The organism is Achromobacter sp. D7-1, from assembly GCF_059760445.1.
The window spans coordinates 1-13,984 of sequence record NZ_JCBAMT010000004.1; the positions used below are offsets into that span (position 1 = coordinate 1).

A 13,984-nucleotide genomic window follows, 5' to 3' on the forward strand; every position below is an offset into this window, starting at 1 on the left:
TTGCACGCTGGCGGCACGTTCTCAGTGGCTGATCATCCAGGGCCTGGCGCCCGCGAACGATTTCGCCCCATCCGACGTGGTACGCGTCTTGCCGCCCGTCTTGCCGCCGGAACAACATCCGCAATTCATGCCGTGGCCGGACCGCGAGCTGCGCGGCTCGTGCGCGCTGCGCTCGTTGACGGCGCGCGCCCGGTTCACCGCGGACGACAACGCCGAAATCGCCGGCGCTCCGCCCACGATGCGGCCGCACATCGCGCCGCATTGCGGGCAGGCGGCGGGATCGCGCCACCGGGCCAGCGGCACCAGCGCCGCGAACTCGCCGCAATCGCCGCAGGCATAGTCATACATGGGCATGGCGGCTTCTCCTAGCGGTCGCGCGACAGCGGCATGTCCACGCCACCCTGGATGTGCTTGACGGGGCCGGACGCCGAGGGCTGGATGTCGAAATCGAAGATCTCCGTCGGCAGCCACAGCGTGGCGCAAGAATTGGGTATGTCCACCACCCCGCTGATATGCCCCTGCACCGGCGCGCAGCCAAGCAGCGAATACGCCTGGGCGCCCGAATAGCCGAACTTCTTCAGGTATTCGATGGCGTTCAGGCAAGCCTGCCGGTACGCGACGTTCACGTCCAGATAGTGCTGCTTGCCGGATTCGTCCACCGAAATCCCTTCGAAGATCAGGAAGTCCTTGTAGGCCGGCGTGATCGGGCTGGGCTTGAAGATCGGGTTCTTGATGGCGTACTTCTCCATGCCGCCCTTGATCAGCGACACGCGCATGTGCACCCAGCCCGCCATTTCAATGGCGCCGCAGAAGGTGATCTCGCCGTCGCCCTGCGAGAAATGCAGGTCGCCTACTGACAGGCCGCCGCCCTGCACATAGACCGGAAAAAACACCCGCGCGCCGCGCGACAGATCCTTGATGTCGCAGTTGCCGCCGTGTTCGCGCGGCGGCACGGTGCGCGCGCCCTCGCCCGCCGCCTTGTCGCGGTCGGCGCCCTGCATGGCGCCCATGTGCGCCGTCTTCGGCGCGGGCGGATTGGCCAGCGGCGGAACGCGGTTGGGATTGGTGTCGATCAGCACCTGCTCGCGCCGGTTCCAGGTGTCCAGCAGCTTCTTGTCGGGCAGGCAGCCGATCAGCCCGGGATGGATCAGCCCGGCGAAGTTCACGCCGGGAATATGGCGCGACGAAGTGAACATGCCATGGAAATCCCAGATGGATTTCTGCGCATGCGGAAAATGCTCGGTCAGGAAACCGCCGCCGTTATTGCGGCTGAAAAAGCCATTGAAACCCCACAGGCTGTCCGGCTTGGCGCCGATGTCCAGCAGGTCCACCACCAGCAAGTCGCCGGGCTCAGCCCCTTCCACGCCCACCGGCCCCGAAAGAAAGTGCACCGTGGACAGGTCCACGTCGCGGACGTCGTCGGCGCTGTCATCGTTCTTGATCGCGCCGCCGGTCCAGTCATAGGTTTCCAGCACGAAGTCGTCCCCCGGCTTGACCCACACGGCCATCGGAATATCCGGATGCCAGCGATTGTGGATCTGTGCGTTCTCGTAGGGGGATTGGGCCAGGTCGACCTTGATGAGGGTGTCGGTCATTCTCTTTCATCTCCAACGTAACGTGTTGATAAAACAGAAATTTCTATCTTCGACCGTTTAACACGAAGGCGCATGGCAGCGCCTGTGAGTCGTTGATATGTGAAGCACAGTAGGCGAGTTTTGGAACGCCGTAAACTGGGTTTCCGACCAGTAGCCCAGGGATGGTTCAAGGCGAAGGATGGCTGCGGGCGCCGCACCATTGCACGGTCGGTTTCGTCGATGAATAATTGGTGCTCCCAGCACCGCGAATTGGAGTACCAATGAGCCTCGTCGAGCCCCCGGAAGAAGGGACTGCTGCCCCTTTCAGCAGCTTGGCCCAATTGGATGAACCCTACCGCTACCAGCTTCTGGTGGAGGGCGTCCTTGACTATGCGATTTTCCTGCTCGACGCCAATGGCTTCATTGCAAGCTGGAATGCCGGCGCGCAGCGCTTCAAAGGCTACGAAGCCGCCGAAATCATCGGGCAGCACTTCTCGCGCTTCTACACCGATGAAGATCGCGCCGCAGGCGTCCCGCAGCGGGCCTTGGCCATCGCGTCGAGCGAAGGCAGATTCGAGGCCGAGGGCTGGCGAGTCCGCAAGGGCGGCTCGCGATTCTGGGCCAGCGTGGTCATAGACCCCATACGGGACGGTTCGGGCAAGCTCATCGGTTTCGCGAAGGTCACGCGCGACATCACTGAAAAGCGGCACAGCCAGCTCGAGTTGCAGGCGACCCAGCTGGCTCTGCATCGGGCCCAGCGCATGGAAGCGCTGGGGCGCGTGACTGGCGGTCTGGCCCACGATTTCAACAATTTCATCTCGGTCATCGACGGGGCCGCGGAGTTGCTGCGCAACCCCGAACTCGCGCCTGAAAAGCGCGTCAAGTACCTCAATGCCATTGCAGATACGGCGCAGCGGGCGACCCACCTGACCCAGCAAATGCTGGCGTATGCGCGCCGCCAGCCTCTCGAACCCTCCCAGGTAGACGTCGGTCTATGCATCGAAGGGATGAAGCCGATTTTCCAGGCAACACTTGGAGCAGCAGTCCGGGTGCAGTACCAGCTCCCTGATGATCCCTGCCTCATTTGCGCCGACGTCAGCCAGCTGGAAAACGCCTTGTTGAATCTGGTGGTCAATGCCGCAGACGCCATGCCTTTCGGCGGCAATGTAAGAATTGCAGTCAGCTGCGTGGACTCGCGCCCGGATGAACAGGGAGGCCTCGCCACCGGGCCGTTTGTCGCCGTCAGCGTTTCGGACGATGGCGAAGGCATCGCGCCGGAAATTCTGGACCACATCTTTGAACCCTTCTTCACCACCAAACCGGAAGGCAAAGGAACGGGCTTGGGCTTGAGCCAGGTTTTCGGCTACGTCTCGCAAACAGGCGGTCACGTCGATGTGGCCAGTTCCGCCCAAGAGGGTACGACATTCACCCTCTACTTCCCCAAGGCCTCCCCCGGGCAGGGGGCCGGACAATGATGGTATTTCGGCCCGCCTGCTTCCTTAGTAGCTGAGGCACAGCACTGTTTCCAATTCACGGATCAACTCATCCGCGGCCCATGGCTTCAGGATGAACTTCGTCGCTGGCGGAAGATCATCCGCTGCGGGGTAATGACGGCCCGACGTGAGAAGCACGGCAATTTCAGGCGATTGATGGCGTATTCGCGCCGCCATCTCGAGGCCATCCATGGAGCCCGGCATCTCGATGTCCGTAATGACCGCGCGTATGTCGGGACGCTCCCCGAGCCGCTGCAGCGCCTCGTCGGCATTGCCCGCCTCGCAGACGGCATAACCCTCCCCGGCCAATATCTCGGCCAGTATCCATCTGGCGGTCTCGTTGTCATCGACAACGAGAACAGCCTTCCGCCCAGCGCAGATTTTGGCATCCGTCATATGTCCCAGCCTGAATGGTGGAGCCGGTGGATTTTCGAGGCCTTAACGGCATGCGGGAGTCAGCAAGCGTCATGCCTGTCTACAAAGGGCCGATCGCATCGGCTCCTGTCCCGATTTTCCCAGCAGTTATGATGCTGCCCATTCTGTCGCACTATCAAGGTATCTCCGCATGGCCGCCCTTAACCGTCGTACTCTTGCCGTCCTGCTCATCTGCACCGCCAGCGCCAGCGCGCCCGCGGTCGCGGAAGACTGCATCGCGCAGATCAAGGCGGAGCAGGCGCGCATCGACCGCGCGCAGGACGTGCAGCGCACGCGCGAGGCTTCCAACGACCTGCAATTGAATCGCGAACTGTGCCAGGGCCGGCTGGACCTGCTGGATGCCCGCTACGCCCTGGTCGACGACTTCGAGGCCTGTCGCCGCCAAGGGGTGGAGTTTCCGGCAAGGATGGCGCGCGCGCTGAGCGACGCGTCCGACGAATTGGCGGACAAGAAGGCCGCGTGGATCAGAACCTGCGGCCTCCAGATGAAGGACTGAATGAGGGATGGAGCGGCCCGCCTGGCGGCGGGCGCACGTCTCACGCGGCCTGCTTGTCGGCGCTTTTCGGGAAGAAAATCGCGCGGCTCGGGTCGAAGCCGTAGCGGTGCTCAAACTCGGTTGCGTCCGCGGCCAGCGCCAGCACCGAATCCAGGATGAAATCGGCCTTCTCGTCCGCCAGCAGCACGCTGAAGTTCAGCCGGATGAAGCCCGGCTTTTCCATTTCCCGGCCGTCCAGGATGGCCTGGCGCATCTGCAGCGATTCATCCGCGCCGATATCCAGCAAACGATGCACGTAAGGACCCGCGCAAGCGCAGCCGCCGCGCGCCTGGATGCCGAAGCGGTCGCTCAGCATGCGCGTCACCAGTTGCTGATGCACGAAGCCGCCGCGGCCATTGCGCACCCGGAACGAAAAGATCGGCAAGCGTGCCGCCGTGAGCGAACCCAGCAGTTCCAGTTGCGCCGCGCCCTGCCATCTGGCCAGCGCGCGTTGCACGAAGTGTTGATTGCGCTGGCGCATGAAGTCCGCGCCCAGCGCTTCCTTCACCAGCAGCACCAGGGCGGCACGGATATCGCCCACCACATTGGGCGTGCCCGCTTCCTCGCGCGCTTCCAGGCTGCCGCTGTAGTCATGGCCCACGGGCGAAACGAAGCGGACCGTGCCGCCACCGGGCCAGGTGGGCGTGGTGTCCAGCACCGCGTCGCGGCGCACGATCAGCACGCCAGACGCGCCCGGGCCGCCGATGAACTTGTGTGGCGAGAAAACAATCGCGTCGATCGCCGCATCGGCGGCAGGCGTCATCCGGATCGGCAGATAGGGGGCGCCGCCGGCATAGTCCCACAGCATCTTGGCGCCCGCGGCCTTGACGCGCCGGGTCACTTCCGCCACATCCGCCACGATGCCCGTCACGTTCGAAGCCGCCGACAGCGCGCAAACCACCAGCGCGCCCTCCCCGGCTTGCAGCGCCGCATCCAGCTGCGCCAGGTCGGGGCCGCCTTCAGGGCTTTCCGCCAGCTCGACGATTTCCGCGCCGCATTCGCGCCACGGCAGGATGTTGGAATGATGTTCGTAGGGGCCAATGATGACGCGCACCTTGCGGCCCGCGGCGATGGCCTCGCGCACGCCGAACAGATGCACCAGCCGATTGATCCCCGCCGTCGCGCCCGAGCCCGCAAAAATCACCGCGTGCTCATCGCCCGCACAGCAGCAGCGCGCAATCGCCGCGCGCGCCTCGCGGCGCAGGCGGGTAATGAAGCCGCCGCAATAAGACGCCTCGGTATGCGAGTTGGCGTAGTACGGCAGCACCTGCTCCAGAACGAAGCGCTCGACCTGCATTAGCGCCCGGCCGGACGCAACGTAATCCGCATAGACCAGTGGCTTGACGCCATAGGGACCGTCGACCACCGCATCCTTGCCGATCAGCCCATCGGCCAGCGCCGCGGCGACGTCGTCCGCCTTCAGGCTTTCTTGAAATTGCTGCAACGGGGTAGCCGGGGCGGAGGCGGTTTTGGTGATCGTATTCATGTCGAGGATATTCCTGGGAACGTCGGAATATCATACGATGGGGTGAAATTTAAAACCTCACCTAATTTTTGCCTGAATTCATGAAAATTGGGTCATTTGATCTTTTATATGGAAAAAATAGACAAGTTTGATCTGAATATCATCTCCTGCCTGCAAAAGGACGGCGCGCTGTCGCAACGCGAGCTGGCCGATCGCGTCGGCCTGTCCCAAAACGCCTGCTGGCGCCGGCTGCAGCGTCTGAACGCCTGCGGCATCATTCGCGGCACCCGGGCCGAGGTCAACCTGGTCGAACTGGGGCTGGACCTGACGGTCTTCGTAATGATCCGCACCAGCCACCACGCCAAGGCCTGGGCCGATGGTTTCCGGCAACACGTGGGGCGCCTGCCCGAAGTGACCGAGTTCTATCGCATCGGCGGAGATTGGGACTACCTCATCAAGGTGGTCTGCCGCGGCATGGCCGGGTACGACCGCTTCTACCAGAAGCTGATCACGGATTTCGAGCTGTCGACGGTGACGGGGTTCTTCAGCATGGAGGCCATCATCGAGAACCGGCCGCCGGATCTGGGAGGGCTGGAGGGCTAAGACCAGCGGCCAGGCACCGCGTCATGTGCGATCCACGCGGACATGACAAAACCGTGATGCCGGGACGATCAGATTTGTAATTTCAGCGACCGCGGATTGTCGGGCAACGGCCTTCACACTGGCCCTGCCTATCCGCCAGAAGACATGTTTTCCGTGGCTTCCGGTCGGTATGACGCATATCGATCTTCCCTGCTCACGGAGTCCACAATGAAAAAGCTATACGTCGCGGCGGCCGCCACGGCACTGTCCGGCGCCGCCTATGCGCAGTCCTCTTCCGTCACGCTCTATGGCCTTATCGATACCGGCATCGGCTACGCCAACGTCGACGGCACCTACACCGATCCCGCCACCGGCAGCCGCACCCGCGTCGACAGCAGCCGCATCGGATCCACCACCGGCACCACCGCGGGTTCGCGCTGGGGCCTGCGCGGCAAGGAAGACCTGGGCGACGGCCTGTATGCGCTGTTCCAGCTGGAGTCCGGCTACGACAGCCGCAACGGCAACTCGCTGCAAAGCGGCCGCCTCTTCGGCCGCGAAGCCACGGTGGGCCTGGGCAGCGCCGACTGGGGCGAGGTCCGCCTGGGCCGGCAGTACAACGTCGCCGCGCGCTACTTCACCGGCATGTTCGGCTCATCGTTCGGCGGCGGCTTCAATCAATTGAACACCGGCGCCGGCCTGGGCTTCAGCTCGGCCTACTTCGTGCGCTACGACAACCTGATCGTCTATGAAACCCCGTCGATGGCCGGCTTCAAGGGCGCCGTCGGCTACGCCTTCAACGCCGACGACCGCCGCCTCGCCCAGACCGGTTTCGCCACCGCCGACAACACTCGCGCCATCACCGCCGGCCTGCGCTACGACAACGGCCCCGTCATGGGCTTTGCCACCTACGACCAGCTCAACGCCTCGAACAAGCTGAGCCAGAGCCAGACCGATGCCACGCCGCGTTCCTACATCATCGGCGGCTCCTACGACTTTGAAGTCGTCAAGGTGGCCCTGGCCTACAACCGCATGACCGACGGCTGGTTCGCCGGCAAGGGCATCCCCAACGGCGGCAGCATCGGCGGATTTACCGGTACGCCGTCCTACGCCTTCGTCAAGGGCTTCCGCTCCAATGCCTACATGCTGGCGCTGGCCGCCCCGGTCGGCAAATCCGGCGGCGCCTTCGCATCGTGGCAACGCGCCGACGCCAACAACAAGCAGCTCACGGGCGGTGACGCCACCAGCAACACCTACAGCCTGGGCTACAACTACAACCTGTCCAAGCGCACCGATCTGTATGCGGTGGCCTCCTACACCACCAACTGGGCCTTCCTGGACAACGCCAAGGCGACCGAGGTGAATATGGGCATCCGCCATCGGTTCTAGCGCCAGCTTTCATAAAACGCTGCAAGCAGGAAATCCCTTGATCGAGCCCTCCTCCGCGAAGGGAAGGCCTGATGATCGCCGCGCGCCTTTCGGGTGCGCGATTTTTTTTCCTGGTATCGCGCGGCGCATGGCGACCCGACGCATGGCGACCGCCGTTCAAGAACTTGTGCGCGTCACAACGGGCCTTCCGTCAGCAGGTAGCTGCCGCCCCGTATCGTATGCAGCAGCTTGGGACCCGAACCCGCATCGACCTTCTTGCGCAGCCGGCGCATCGCGACCGCAACGGCATGGGACTTGAAATTGCGCTTGTCGTGGACATGCAGCTTCATTTTCCAGACCTGCTCGGCAAGCTCCCAACCCACACACACCACCCCGGGCCGCTGCATCAGGAAAGCGAGCAAGCCGAACTCCTTGGGCGTCAGCGGCAGGAACTGCCGGTTGCGATAGGCGCGGCAACGCAACAAGTCCAGCTCCAGGTCGGCAAGCTGCAACCTGGGACTGGACTCGGGGGGATTGATGACGGAGGAGTCAGCCACGCCGGGCTCTCCCGCCGCGTCGGCCGGCTATCAGCGCAGCGCGTTCTGGCGCTGCACTTCGGCTTGATACTCCGGCCCCGAACGCAGGCGGAAGTACTCAGTGAATGCGGCCTTGTACTCCGGGCTGTAAATGTCCGGCGTCTCCTCGCCACGCCAGAACCGGTCCACGCCCGCGCGCTTCCAGAGCGCCAGGTCGGCCAGCACTTCGGCACGCGTCAATGACGGACCGTAGGGATTGGCCAGGCCGGCGGGAGGCGACGCAGGCTGCGCCAGCGCCGCGCCGGTAGCGGCGGCCGACAGCGCCAGGATCAATGCGGCTTTGCGGATCATCTGCATGCTTAATTCCTATGTATCGTGGAGGGGACTGCACGATCAAATTCTAGGAAGGCGATGCAGACAGAAAGCGGATAGCGGGATTACGTTTTTGAAATGCTGAGCCATACGGACGCGGCTGCGCGCTCTGCCATGGCTACCAAGCCAGGCCCTGCTCCGCAAGCCCGAGGCGCCGGGGCCTCAAGAACACATAGCAATGCTGGAACCCGTCCGCCACGACGTGCCGCGCACCCGTCATCCCGGCGATGCCGGGCTCAAATGTCTTGTAGACCTGAAACCCCTTGGCCTGCTCGACCTTGAAGCTCAGACGATCGGGCTTGTCGTTATAGCCGAGCACCAGCATCCCATCGCCCGTCAGGACGCGATGGCATTCAAACATCAATTGATTGAATGCCTCCTCGGTATCCAGGCCAAAACCGATCAACCCATTGGCAAACACCACATCAAAACTGTGGGGTGGATAGTGAGAGGACAGCTCTGTCGCCGAGCCCACCACGTGCCTTGGGCTGGCCGTAGGCCGCATTGCGCGGATTCAGGTCGATTGAATAGAAGTCAAGACTCAACAGCTGGTCGTAATGCCAGTTGTGCTTATCCAGACCGATGAAAAGGCACCTGGCCACGGGAGCCGCCGCGCCGCGCCGGAAATGTTCATTGACGTAGTCAAAGACCTCTTGCTCCATGAACATCCGGCTAGGCACCCGTAGCTGGAAATTGGCGCCCAACCTTCTTAAGAGAGCCGGAGAAACCCGGAAAATAGCGCGCTTCAGGGCGTAGGTTATTTTCTTGACGAACTTCATGAGCCCCAAAAACCTCAGAAAGAACTTAATAGCGTCGAGCACGCTAGTGGCCTTGCCGCTGAGCGTCAGCCGAAGTTTCAAATTCTATGTTTTGGCGGAGGTTTTCTATCCAGAGTTTTTCTGAATTGGTATTTACTTTTTTTGTAGCGACGACAGGCCTCAACGCCGGTTTTTGGGGCGGAACCGTCGTGAGAAATAAATAAGATTGGAGGCAGGCATCACCGCGCGATCGTCCCGATCCGGCAACGTAGCTTGCGCTACCGCTAGGCGTGATCAGGCTGCATGCATGCAACCACATGCACGCAGCTCTCTATTCCCTGCAGTCCTGACCGCGCGCCAGCTCAAGCCGCAGCAGCAATATCCATCTCTCCGGCGACATGCCCCATGCACCGTGGCCGCAGGAATACATAGCAATGCTGAAACCCGTCCGCCACGACGTGGCGCGCCCCTGTCATACCCGCTATGCCAGGCTCGAAGGTCTTGAAGACTTGATAACCCGGGGCCTGCTCAATATTGAAGTTCAGGCGGTCGGGCTTGTCGTTGTAGCCGAGCACTAGCATTCCATCGCTGGCCAATACGCGATGGCATTCAAACATCAATTGGTTGAACGCTTCCTCGGTATCCAGGCCAAACCCGATAAGCCCATTGGCGATCACCACATCGAAGCTGTTCGGCCGATAGTAGGAAGACAGTTCGGTTGCCGAACCCACCACGTGCCTGTTGGGCTGGCCATAGGCCGCATTGCGCGGATTCAGATCTATTGAATAGAAGTCCGGATCCAGCAGCCGGTCGTAGTGCCAGTTGTGCTTATCCAAACCGATGAAGCAGGTCACGCCGTGTCCGTACAAAACCATGGAGATGGCCGCGTCCCAAGGGAAAGAGTCCTGGCCGGGCTGCTCGATAGGCAGCAGTCTGATGAATCAATTTGCCGGCGCTGTCCCAGTGCGTCGCCCCGTTGCGCTGCCCTGGGATAGGAATCCTGCGTCGTAGCCGCTCAGGAGGGAGCCTGAAGCTACGCTTCTTCTATTGATAGCTAATGGCTGGCCAGGGCGATTCTTAATGTCTTGGGTTTGTTTTCTGAATTTTTTTCGCCCCAAAAACTCCCCCGGCAATCCCCCGCAAAAGCGATGATGTGGATTCAGACGGTCAGTGCAGCATTGCGTCCAGTACTTCAGCCGGGGGCTTGAACCTCAACATTTTTCCGGGGCGAGAGTTTAGCTTGGCGGCAACTGAATCAAGCTCGCCGGCCAAGGACGTTGAGTCATCGGGCGTTACCTACTTCGCCGTGGGTTGATCCGGGAAATGGAAGATCTCGGTGTAAAGCGGCTCGCTCCAATAATTCAGCCTCGCGCTCAGTTCGCCGCGCGCGCCCTTGTAGTCTTCAAGCAAGCCCGGGTAGGTAAGGAAAGTCTTGTCCGACTCGCCGTAGAAGCGGTCGAAAAAGCGCGACATCAGCGCCGTTCCGTCCTCGTCCTTCAACGCATACTCGATGATCGTCACTGGCTTATAGGTATCTGTAGCGGACCTGGCTCCATATCCGGCGCTGAGTCGCAAGATAAGCTGCATGTATCCCGCGGTGGGCTCCATATCCTTGGACACGCTCGCTGCCAGATTGTCGCCGCCCGAAGGGCGCGTCACCTTCGTGACCTTCACTCCCCGGCCCTCCTTGGCAATCAAGTCGGCGACATTGCGCGCGAACATCTGGTTGATGCTCTCATCGGGAAAGTTCTCGGCAACCAGTTTGGAGAATTCCTCGGAGCGACGTTCAGCACGCGCCTTGAAGTCCAGTTTGTGCGCCGCGTCCGCCGTCATGCCCATCAAGAGACCTACCGGGCCAAGAATGCCGAGCACGTTAGCCGCTTGGGATCCGCCGAGATCCATGACCACGAATTGATCGTCGTGATAGAAGATTTCCACCGGTTTGCCGGACTGGATGAGGGCCTGATTGGCCTGTTTATCCAATTGGTATTTGGGCGTCGGCTGCTTGACTGCGCACCCGCTCAGGAAAATAAGAACAACGGAAAGCAACTTCTTCATGTTTCAACTCGCAAAAGACAGCCTAAGTCCTGGCGTTGAAGCATCCCCGTGGCTATACGCGAACTCCCGACTCGCGTTCATCCGGATGCCGCCCCAGAGGACTCTTGCCATTTGGCTTTTAAGTTTCACATTGAAACTAATTGTCCAATAATTTTGCCTTAAACGACAATAAATAACAATAGATGTCTTTTTGTAAATTAACAACAAAGCAAGTTATTGAAAGACGTTGAAGCAAGAAGCGAGAACGATCGCGCAATTGACGAAAAATTGAGCTTGTCAGAGGACCGAACGAAGCGAGGGCCGGCCGTCGAGCCAGCCGAGTAGGAAATCAATGTCGTTGTCCAGGCGCTCCCCCATGCCCGGATCAAGTCACCGTGGCACTCGGTGCGAGTTGAACACCCTCTTCCATGGGCTTAAGCGCCAGCGTCCGATAGCTGACCGACATCGAGGTCACGGAAATCAGAGTGGCGGCGAATGTCGCGATGGCGCTGTACAGGTAGTATCCGATGCTCGGCTCTCTCGGCATCTGCAGCACAAAGATCCGGGCCGCCTCCAACAGCAGCAACAGCGGCACCGGCAGCGCGGCCACGGCCAGCAGGCGCAACCGGTTGCCTCGCACCAGCGGCGCGATCCGCGATATTTCCATCTTGCCGGTCAGGGCGGCGTGCGGCAATGCCAGGAAGATGTAGCCCATGAAAAAACACGGCGCCAGCACCAGCAGCAGTACCAACACAACGCCGAGCCAATGTGAGCCGTCCGGCCCCTGCGCGAACAACATCACGATGTAGCACAACAGTGTCGTCACGAACATCAAGGCGGCGCCCACGATCAGCACGATGAAATACATGCGCTCCGGCTTGCCCGCCACGACGCGCGCGGGCGGCGTCTCGCCCAGCAGAATGCATCGGTGCCAAGCCACCGCCGCCAATACCGGCGCGGCCGTGCTCACCACCCAGCCTGTCAATTCCAGCAGTTTGCTGTGCTCGACATACGCCATGTAATCCAGGTGCATGCCGAGTGCAATGCCTGCCAGCAGGATCAGGATCAACAGGGGCGACGCGCCGATCAACGGTCCGCCGTGGTCGCCCAGGTAATCGAAGGTTTGGCGGGCGACCCGCAGTATTGGTAGTTTTTGCCGCACAACGCACTCCGTGAATGCCCCGACTCTCTAGCTAGGCGTGGACCGTCGCCGGTCTGGCAGTCGATAGCCAAATCCAGATGACCCAAAAGGTCAGATCAAGACCGGCATATGGAAAATGGCAGGGTAGGCACGTCAGCCCATGCTTCAGCCATCTACAGCGAAGACATGACCAAATCTCCGCTACCAAACTAACGGCAAACGCATGCAGTTCTTAACTTCCGTTGGCCGCACAAGCCTTCGTGGGAGTGAGTTCAATGAGTCGGCTGGCGCTACCTACGCCGTCCACGCCTAGATCTTCGACGATTACTTTGCGATCCCGAACATATATCTCGTAGTTCGCGCCAGCTATCGGCGTGAAATAGCCTGCGTCACGCGTTTCGCGCATATAAATGGAGACGCTCGGCGAATGATACTTACCACCGACCTGACCATATATGGTCAAGGGAATGCCGGCCTTTATGATGAATTCATCGAAGACAGCATCGCCACGCTTTGAAGTGGGAGCCATGCCAACGCTGCGACTGCCCTGATAATGGCTCCGCTGCATGATCTCCAACCCTTCCCCATGTCCCAACAGGCCAGGACTGGTGTAGCAGGTACGATCAAAATCCAGACGAATTCGATCGGCGGTGTAGACAAAAACACGGACGCGTGAGTTTTGGGTCGCGTCGTAGCTATTGAAAATATTAGGATTGGTTGCTGAGCAACCTGAGAGCCCGCCTGATATCACTAATACAGGGACCAATATTCGAAATACAAACTTCGACACCTCACGCACCTCGGCACAAGATAAATTCTGATGCTTGCATCAAGCGGAGACTACAGTTTCAGCTGAAGAAATCCAGCCCGACGCCCTGCTAATTGATAGATTATTTCCCGAATGCATCACGAGGTTCCGCGAAACGCAGCAGGCCAGTCTTATGACATTGGTAGGGATACTTCTCGATGCACCGCTGCACCATGGAGCGCGCCAGCTTGTTCGCGACATCCGCTGCGATCCGCTGTCCCTCGGCGTTCGGCCCACGGTTTGAAAAGTCACGCAGCGAAATCCCATACGTATCTTCTGCCATGCCCCGGTACTCGCCCGACTCCGCGTCATACAGACGAATACCCACCGATACGCTGGCCGGATACTGCTGAGAACCCTCAAATGCGTTCGGCTGGCTCACCGCGACTACATACTTGACGCCTGCGGTCAGTGCATCCTCTTTCATCGTTTCCGGCCTGGCCGTCTTGAGGTCGAATTTGCGCAACTTCAATATTGCCTTGACACCCGCCGCATCCATGGCAGCTGGCAGTTCGGCATTCAATGCGTTGCATACGGATTCGGCAGCGTAGGTCGCAGGATAGGCGGTTCTGGCGCCTATGAATCCGACACTATCAATTTTCTTTTTGAAATCGCAGTCGGTGGTGTAGATCAGCACCGGGCTGATGAGTTCTTGAGGTGCGGGGTTCGTTAACAGGGGTGCGGGAGGGGATCCCATAATGAACGAACAGCCTGAAAATGTCAGCACAACAGCGAAGGACGCCGCTAAATTATAAAATGAGGCACGCCAATATTTTCTCAAAGATCTATCCAAAGTTCTTTAACTACGCTGAAATTTAAAAACATCTCACCCCCCCGTCCAACGGAATCAGCCCACCACTTTATTTCTCCACATACACCAAAC

Annotated in this window: 17 protein-coding genes; 4 read left to right on the forward strand and 13 right to left on the reverse strand. The window is 60.4% G+C overall.

The window, feature by feature from the left end; all coding sequences use genetic code 11:
- Window positions 1–21: 21 nt before the first annotated feature.
- Window positions 22–354 (reverse strand): zinc ribbon domain-containing protein, encoded by a 333-nt coding sequence (locus tag AC6LKD_RS02940; protein ID WP_013394873.1) that lies wholly within the window; start codon window positions 352–354, stop codon window positions 22–24.
- A gap of 11 nt (window positions 355–365) precedes the next feature.
- A complete protein-coding gene (fmdA, locus tag AC6LKD_RS02945) occupies window positions 366–1,595 on the reverse strand; it encodes a formamidase (protein WP_498115012.1) in 1,230 nt (409 codons plus the stop codon).
- 260 nt (window positions 1,596–1,855) lie between these two features.
- Between fmdA and AC6LKD_RS02950 the strand changes: the two genes are divergently transcribed.
- Window positions 1,856–3,049, forward strand: coding sequence for a two-component system sensor histidine kinase NtrB (locus AC6LKD_RS02950; protein ID WP_498115013.1), 1,194 nt, complete (start codon window positions 1,856–1,858; stop codon window positions 3,047–3,049).
- 24 nt (window positions 3,050–3,073) lie between these two features.
- Here the strand turns inward: AC6LKD_RS02950 and AC6LKD_RS02955 are convergent, their stop codons facing one another.
- Entirely contained in the window at window positions 3,074–3,463 is a 390-nt protein-coding gene (locus AC6LKD_RS02955) for a response regulator (protein WP_207469393.1), read from the reverse strand.
- Window positions 3,464–3,632: 169 nt separating this feature from the next.
- Here AC6LKD_RS02955 and AC6LKD_RS02960 point away from each other — a divergent pair, with 169 nt between their 5' ends.
- Entirely contained in the window at window positions 3,633–3,998 is a 366-nt protein-coding gene (locus AC6LKD_RS02960) for a hypothetical protein (protein WP_498115014.1), read from the forward strand.
- A 40-nt stretch (window positions 3,999–4,038) separates the two neighbouring features.
- Here AC6LKD_RS02960 and AC6LKD_RS02965 read toward each other — a convergent pair whose 3' ends face one another.
- Complete coding sequence (locus AC6LKD_RS02965) at window positions 4,039–5,523, reverse strand: aminotransferase class V-fold PLP-dependent enzyme (RefSeq protein WP_498115015.1); 1,485 nt, start codon at window positions 5,521–5,523, stop codon at window positions 4,039–4,041.
- Between the two features lie 108 nt (window positions 5,524–5,631).
- Here AC6LKD_RS02965 and AC6LKD_RS02970 point away from each other — a divergent pair, with 108 nt between their 5' ends.
- Together AC6LKD_RS02970 and AC6LKD_RS02975 are read left to right on the forward strand one after the other, a co-directional pair.
- The gene (locus AC6LKD_RS02970; protein ID WP_013394879.1) at window positions 5,632–6,105 is read left to right on the forward strand and encodes an Lrp/AsnC family transcriptional regulator; all 474 of its coding nucleotides are present in this window, start codon (window positions 5,632–5,634) and stop codon (window positions 6,103–6,105) included.
- 207 nt (window positions 6,106–6,312) lie between these two features.
- Window positions 6,313–7,470: a porin gene (locus tag AC6LKD_RS02975; RefSeq protein ID WP_498115017.1), complete on the forward strand. Its 1,158-nt coding sequence runs from the start codon at window positions 6,313–6,315 to the stop codon at window positions 7,468–7,470.
- A gap of 173 nt (window positions 7,471–7,643) precedes the next feature.
- On the opposite strand, the gene AC6LKD_RS02980 is transcribed toward AC6LKD_RS02975, so the two are convergent.
- The 9 genes from AC6LKD_RS02980 to AC6LKD_RS03020 form a co-directional block, all read right to left on the reverse strand.
- Complete coding sequence (locus AC6LKD_RS02980; protein WP_013394881.1) at window positions 7,644–8,006, reverse strand: winged helix-turn-helix domain-containing protein; 363 nt, start codon at window positions 8,004–8,006, stop codon at window positions 7,644–7,646.
- 30 nt (window positions 8,007–8,036) lie between these two features.
- Window positions 8,037–8,342, reverse strand: a complete 306-nt coding sequence (locus tag AC6LKD_RS02985) for a DUF4148 domain-containing protein (protein ID WP_013394882.1) — start codon at window positions 8,340–8,342, stop codon at window positions 8,037–8,039.
- 133 nt (window positions 8,343–8,475) lie between these two features.
- Window positions 8,476–8,781, reverse strand: coding sequence for a hypothetical protein (locus AC6LKD_RS02990; RefSeq protein ID WP_498115018.1), 306 nt, complete (start codon window positions 8,779–8,781; stop codon window positions 8,476–8,478).
- Between the two features lies 1 nt (window position 8,782).
- Window positions 8,783–9,136, reverse strand: coding sequence for a hypothetical protein (locus tag AC6LKD_RS02995; RefSeq protein WP_498115019.1), 354 nt, complete (start codon window positions 9,134–9,136; stop codon window positions 8,783–8,785).
- A 341-nt stretch (window positions 9,137–9,477) separates the two neighbouring features.
- Window positions 9,478–9,969 (reverse strand): methyltransferase domain-containing protein, encoded by a 492-nt coding sequence (locus tag AC6LKD_RS03000; RefSeq protein WP_498115020.1) that lies wholly within the window; start codon window positions 9,967–9,969, stop codon window positions 9,478–9,480.
- 442 nt (window positions 9,970–10,411) lie between these two features.
- Window positions 10,412–11,173: a hypothetical protein gene (locus tag AC6LKD_RS03005; RefSeq protein ID WP_013394885.1), complete on the reverse strand. Its 762-nt coding sequence runs from the start codon at window positions 11,171–11,173 to the stop codon at window positions 10,412–10,414.
- A 364-nt stretch (window positions 11,174–11,537) separates the two neighbouring features.
- Complete coding sequence (locus tag AC6LKD_RS03010; RefSeq protein ID WP_498115021.1) at window positions 11,538–12,314, reverse strand: hypothetical protein; 777 nt, start codon at window positions 12,312–12,314, stop codon at window positions 11,538–11,540.
- A 211-nt stretch (window positions 12,315–12,525) separates the two neighbouring features.
- Window positions 12,526–13,083 (reverse strand): hypothetical protein, encoded by a 558-nt coding sequence (locus AC6LKD_RS03015; protein WP_498115022.1) that lies wholly within the window; start codon window positions 13,081–13,083, stop codon window positions 12,526–12,528.
- Between the two features lie 100 nt (window positions 13,084–13,183).
- Window positions 13,184–13,882 carry a hypothetical protein gene (locus AC6LKD_RS03020; protein WP_207469379.1) on the reverse strand — a complete coding sequence of 233 codons (699 nt, stop codon included), beginning with the start codon at window positions 13,880–13,882 and terminating at the stop codon, window positions 13,184–13,186.
- Window positions 13,883–13,984 lie beyond the last annotated feature (102 nt).

What these genes read in the sequence shown, in the direction of transcription:
- AC6LKD_RS02975 (WP_498115017.1), top strand. Translation starts at nt 6,313, where the DNA reads ATGAAAAAGCTATACGTCGCGGCGGCCGCCACGGCACTGTCCGGCGCC.
- AC6LKD_RS02985 (WP_013394882.1), bottom strand. Translation starts at nt 8,342, where the DNA reads ATGCAGATGATCCGCAAAGCCGCATTGATCCTGGCGCTGTCGGCCGCC.
- fmdA (WP_498115012.1), bottom strand. Translation starts at nt 1,595, where the DNA reads ATGACCGACACCCTCATCAAGGTCGACCTGGCCCAATCCCCCTACGAG.
- AC6LKD_RS02940 (WP_013394873.1), bottom strand. Translation starts at nt 354, where the DNA reads ATGCCCATGTATGACTATGCCTGCGGCGATTGCGGCGAGTTCGCGGCG.
- AC6LKD_RS02950 (WP_498115013.1), top strand. Translation starts at nt 1,856, where the DNA reads ATGAGCCTCGTCGAGCCCCCGGAAGAAGGGACTGCTGCCCCTTTCAGC.
- AC6LKD_RS02995 (WP_498115019.1), bottom strand. Translation starts at nt 9,136, where the DNA reads ATGAAGTTCGTCAAGAAAATAACCTACGCCCTGAAGCGCGCTATTTTC.
- AC6LKD_RS02960 (WP_498115014.1), top strand. Translation starts at nt 3,633, where the DNA reads ATGGCCGCCCTTAACCGTCGTACTCTTGCCGTCCTGCTCATCTGCACC.
- AC6LKD_RS03005 (WP_013394885.1), bottom strand. Translation starts at nt 11,173, where the DNA reads ATGAAGAAGTTGCTTTCCGTTGTTCTTATTTTCCTGAGCGGGTGCGCA.
- AC6LKD_RS02965 (WP_498115015.1), bottom strand. Translation starts at nt 5,523, where the DNA reads ATGAATACGATCACCAAAACCGCCTCCGCCCCGGCTACCCCGTTGCAG.
- AC6LKD_RS02970 (WP_013394879.1), top strand. Translation starts at nt 5,632, where the DNA reads ATGGAAAAAATAGACAAGTTTGATCTGAATATCATCTCCTGCCTGCAA.
- AC6LKD_RS02955 (WP_207469393.1), bottom strand. Translation starts at nt 3,463, where the DNA reads ATGACGGATGCCAAAATCTGCGCTGGGCGGAAGGCTGTTCTCGTTGTC.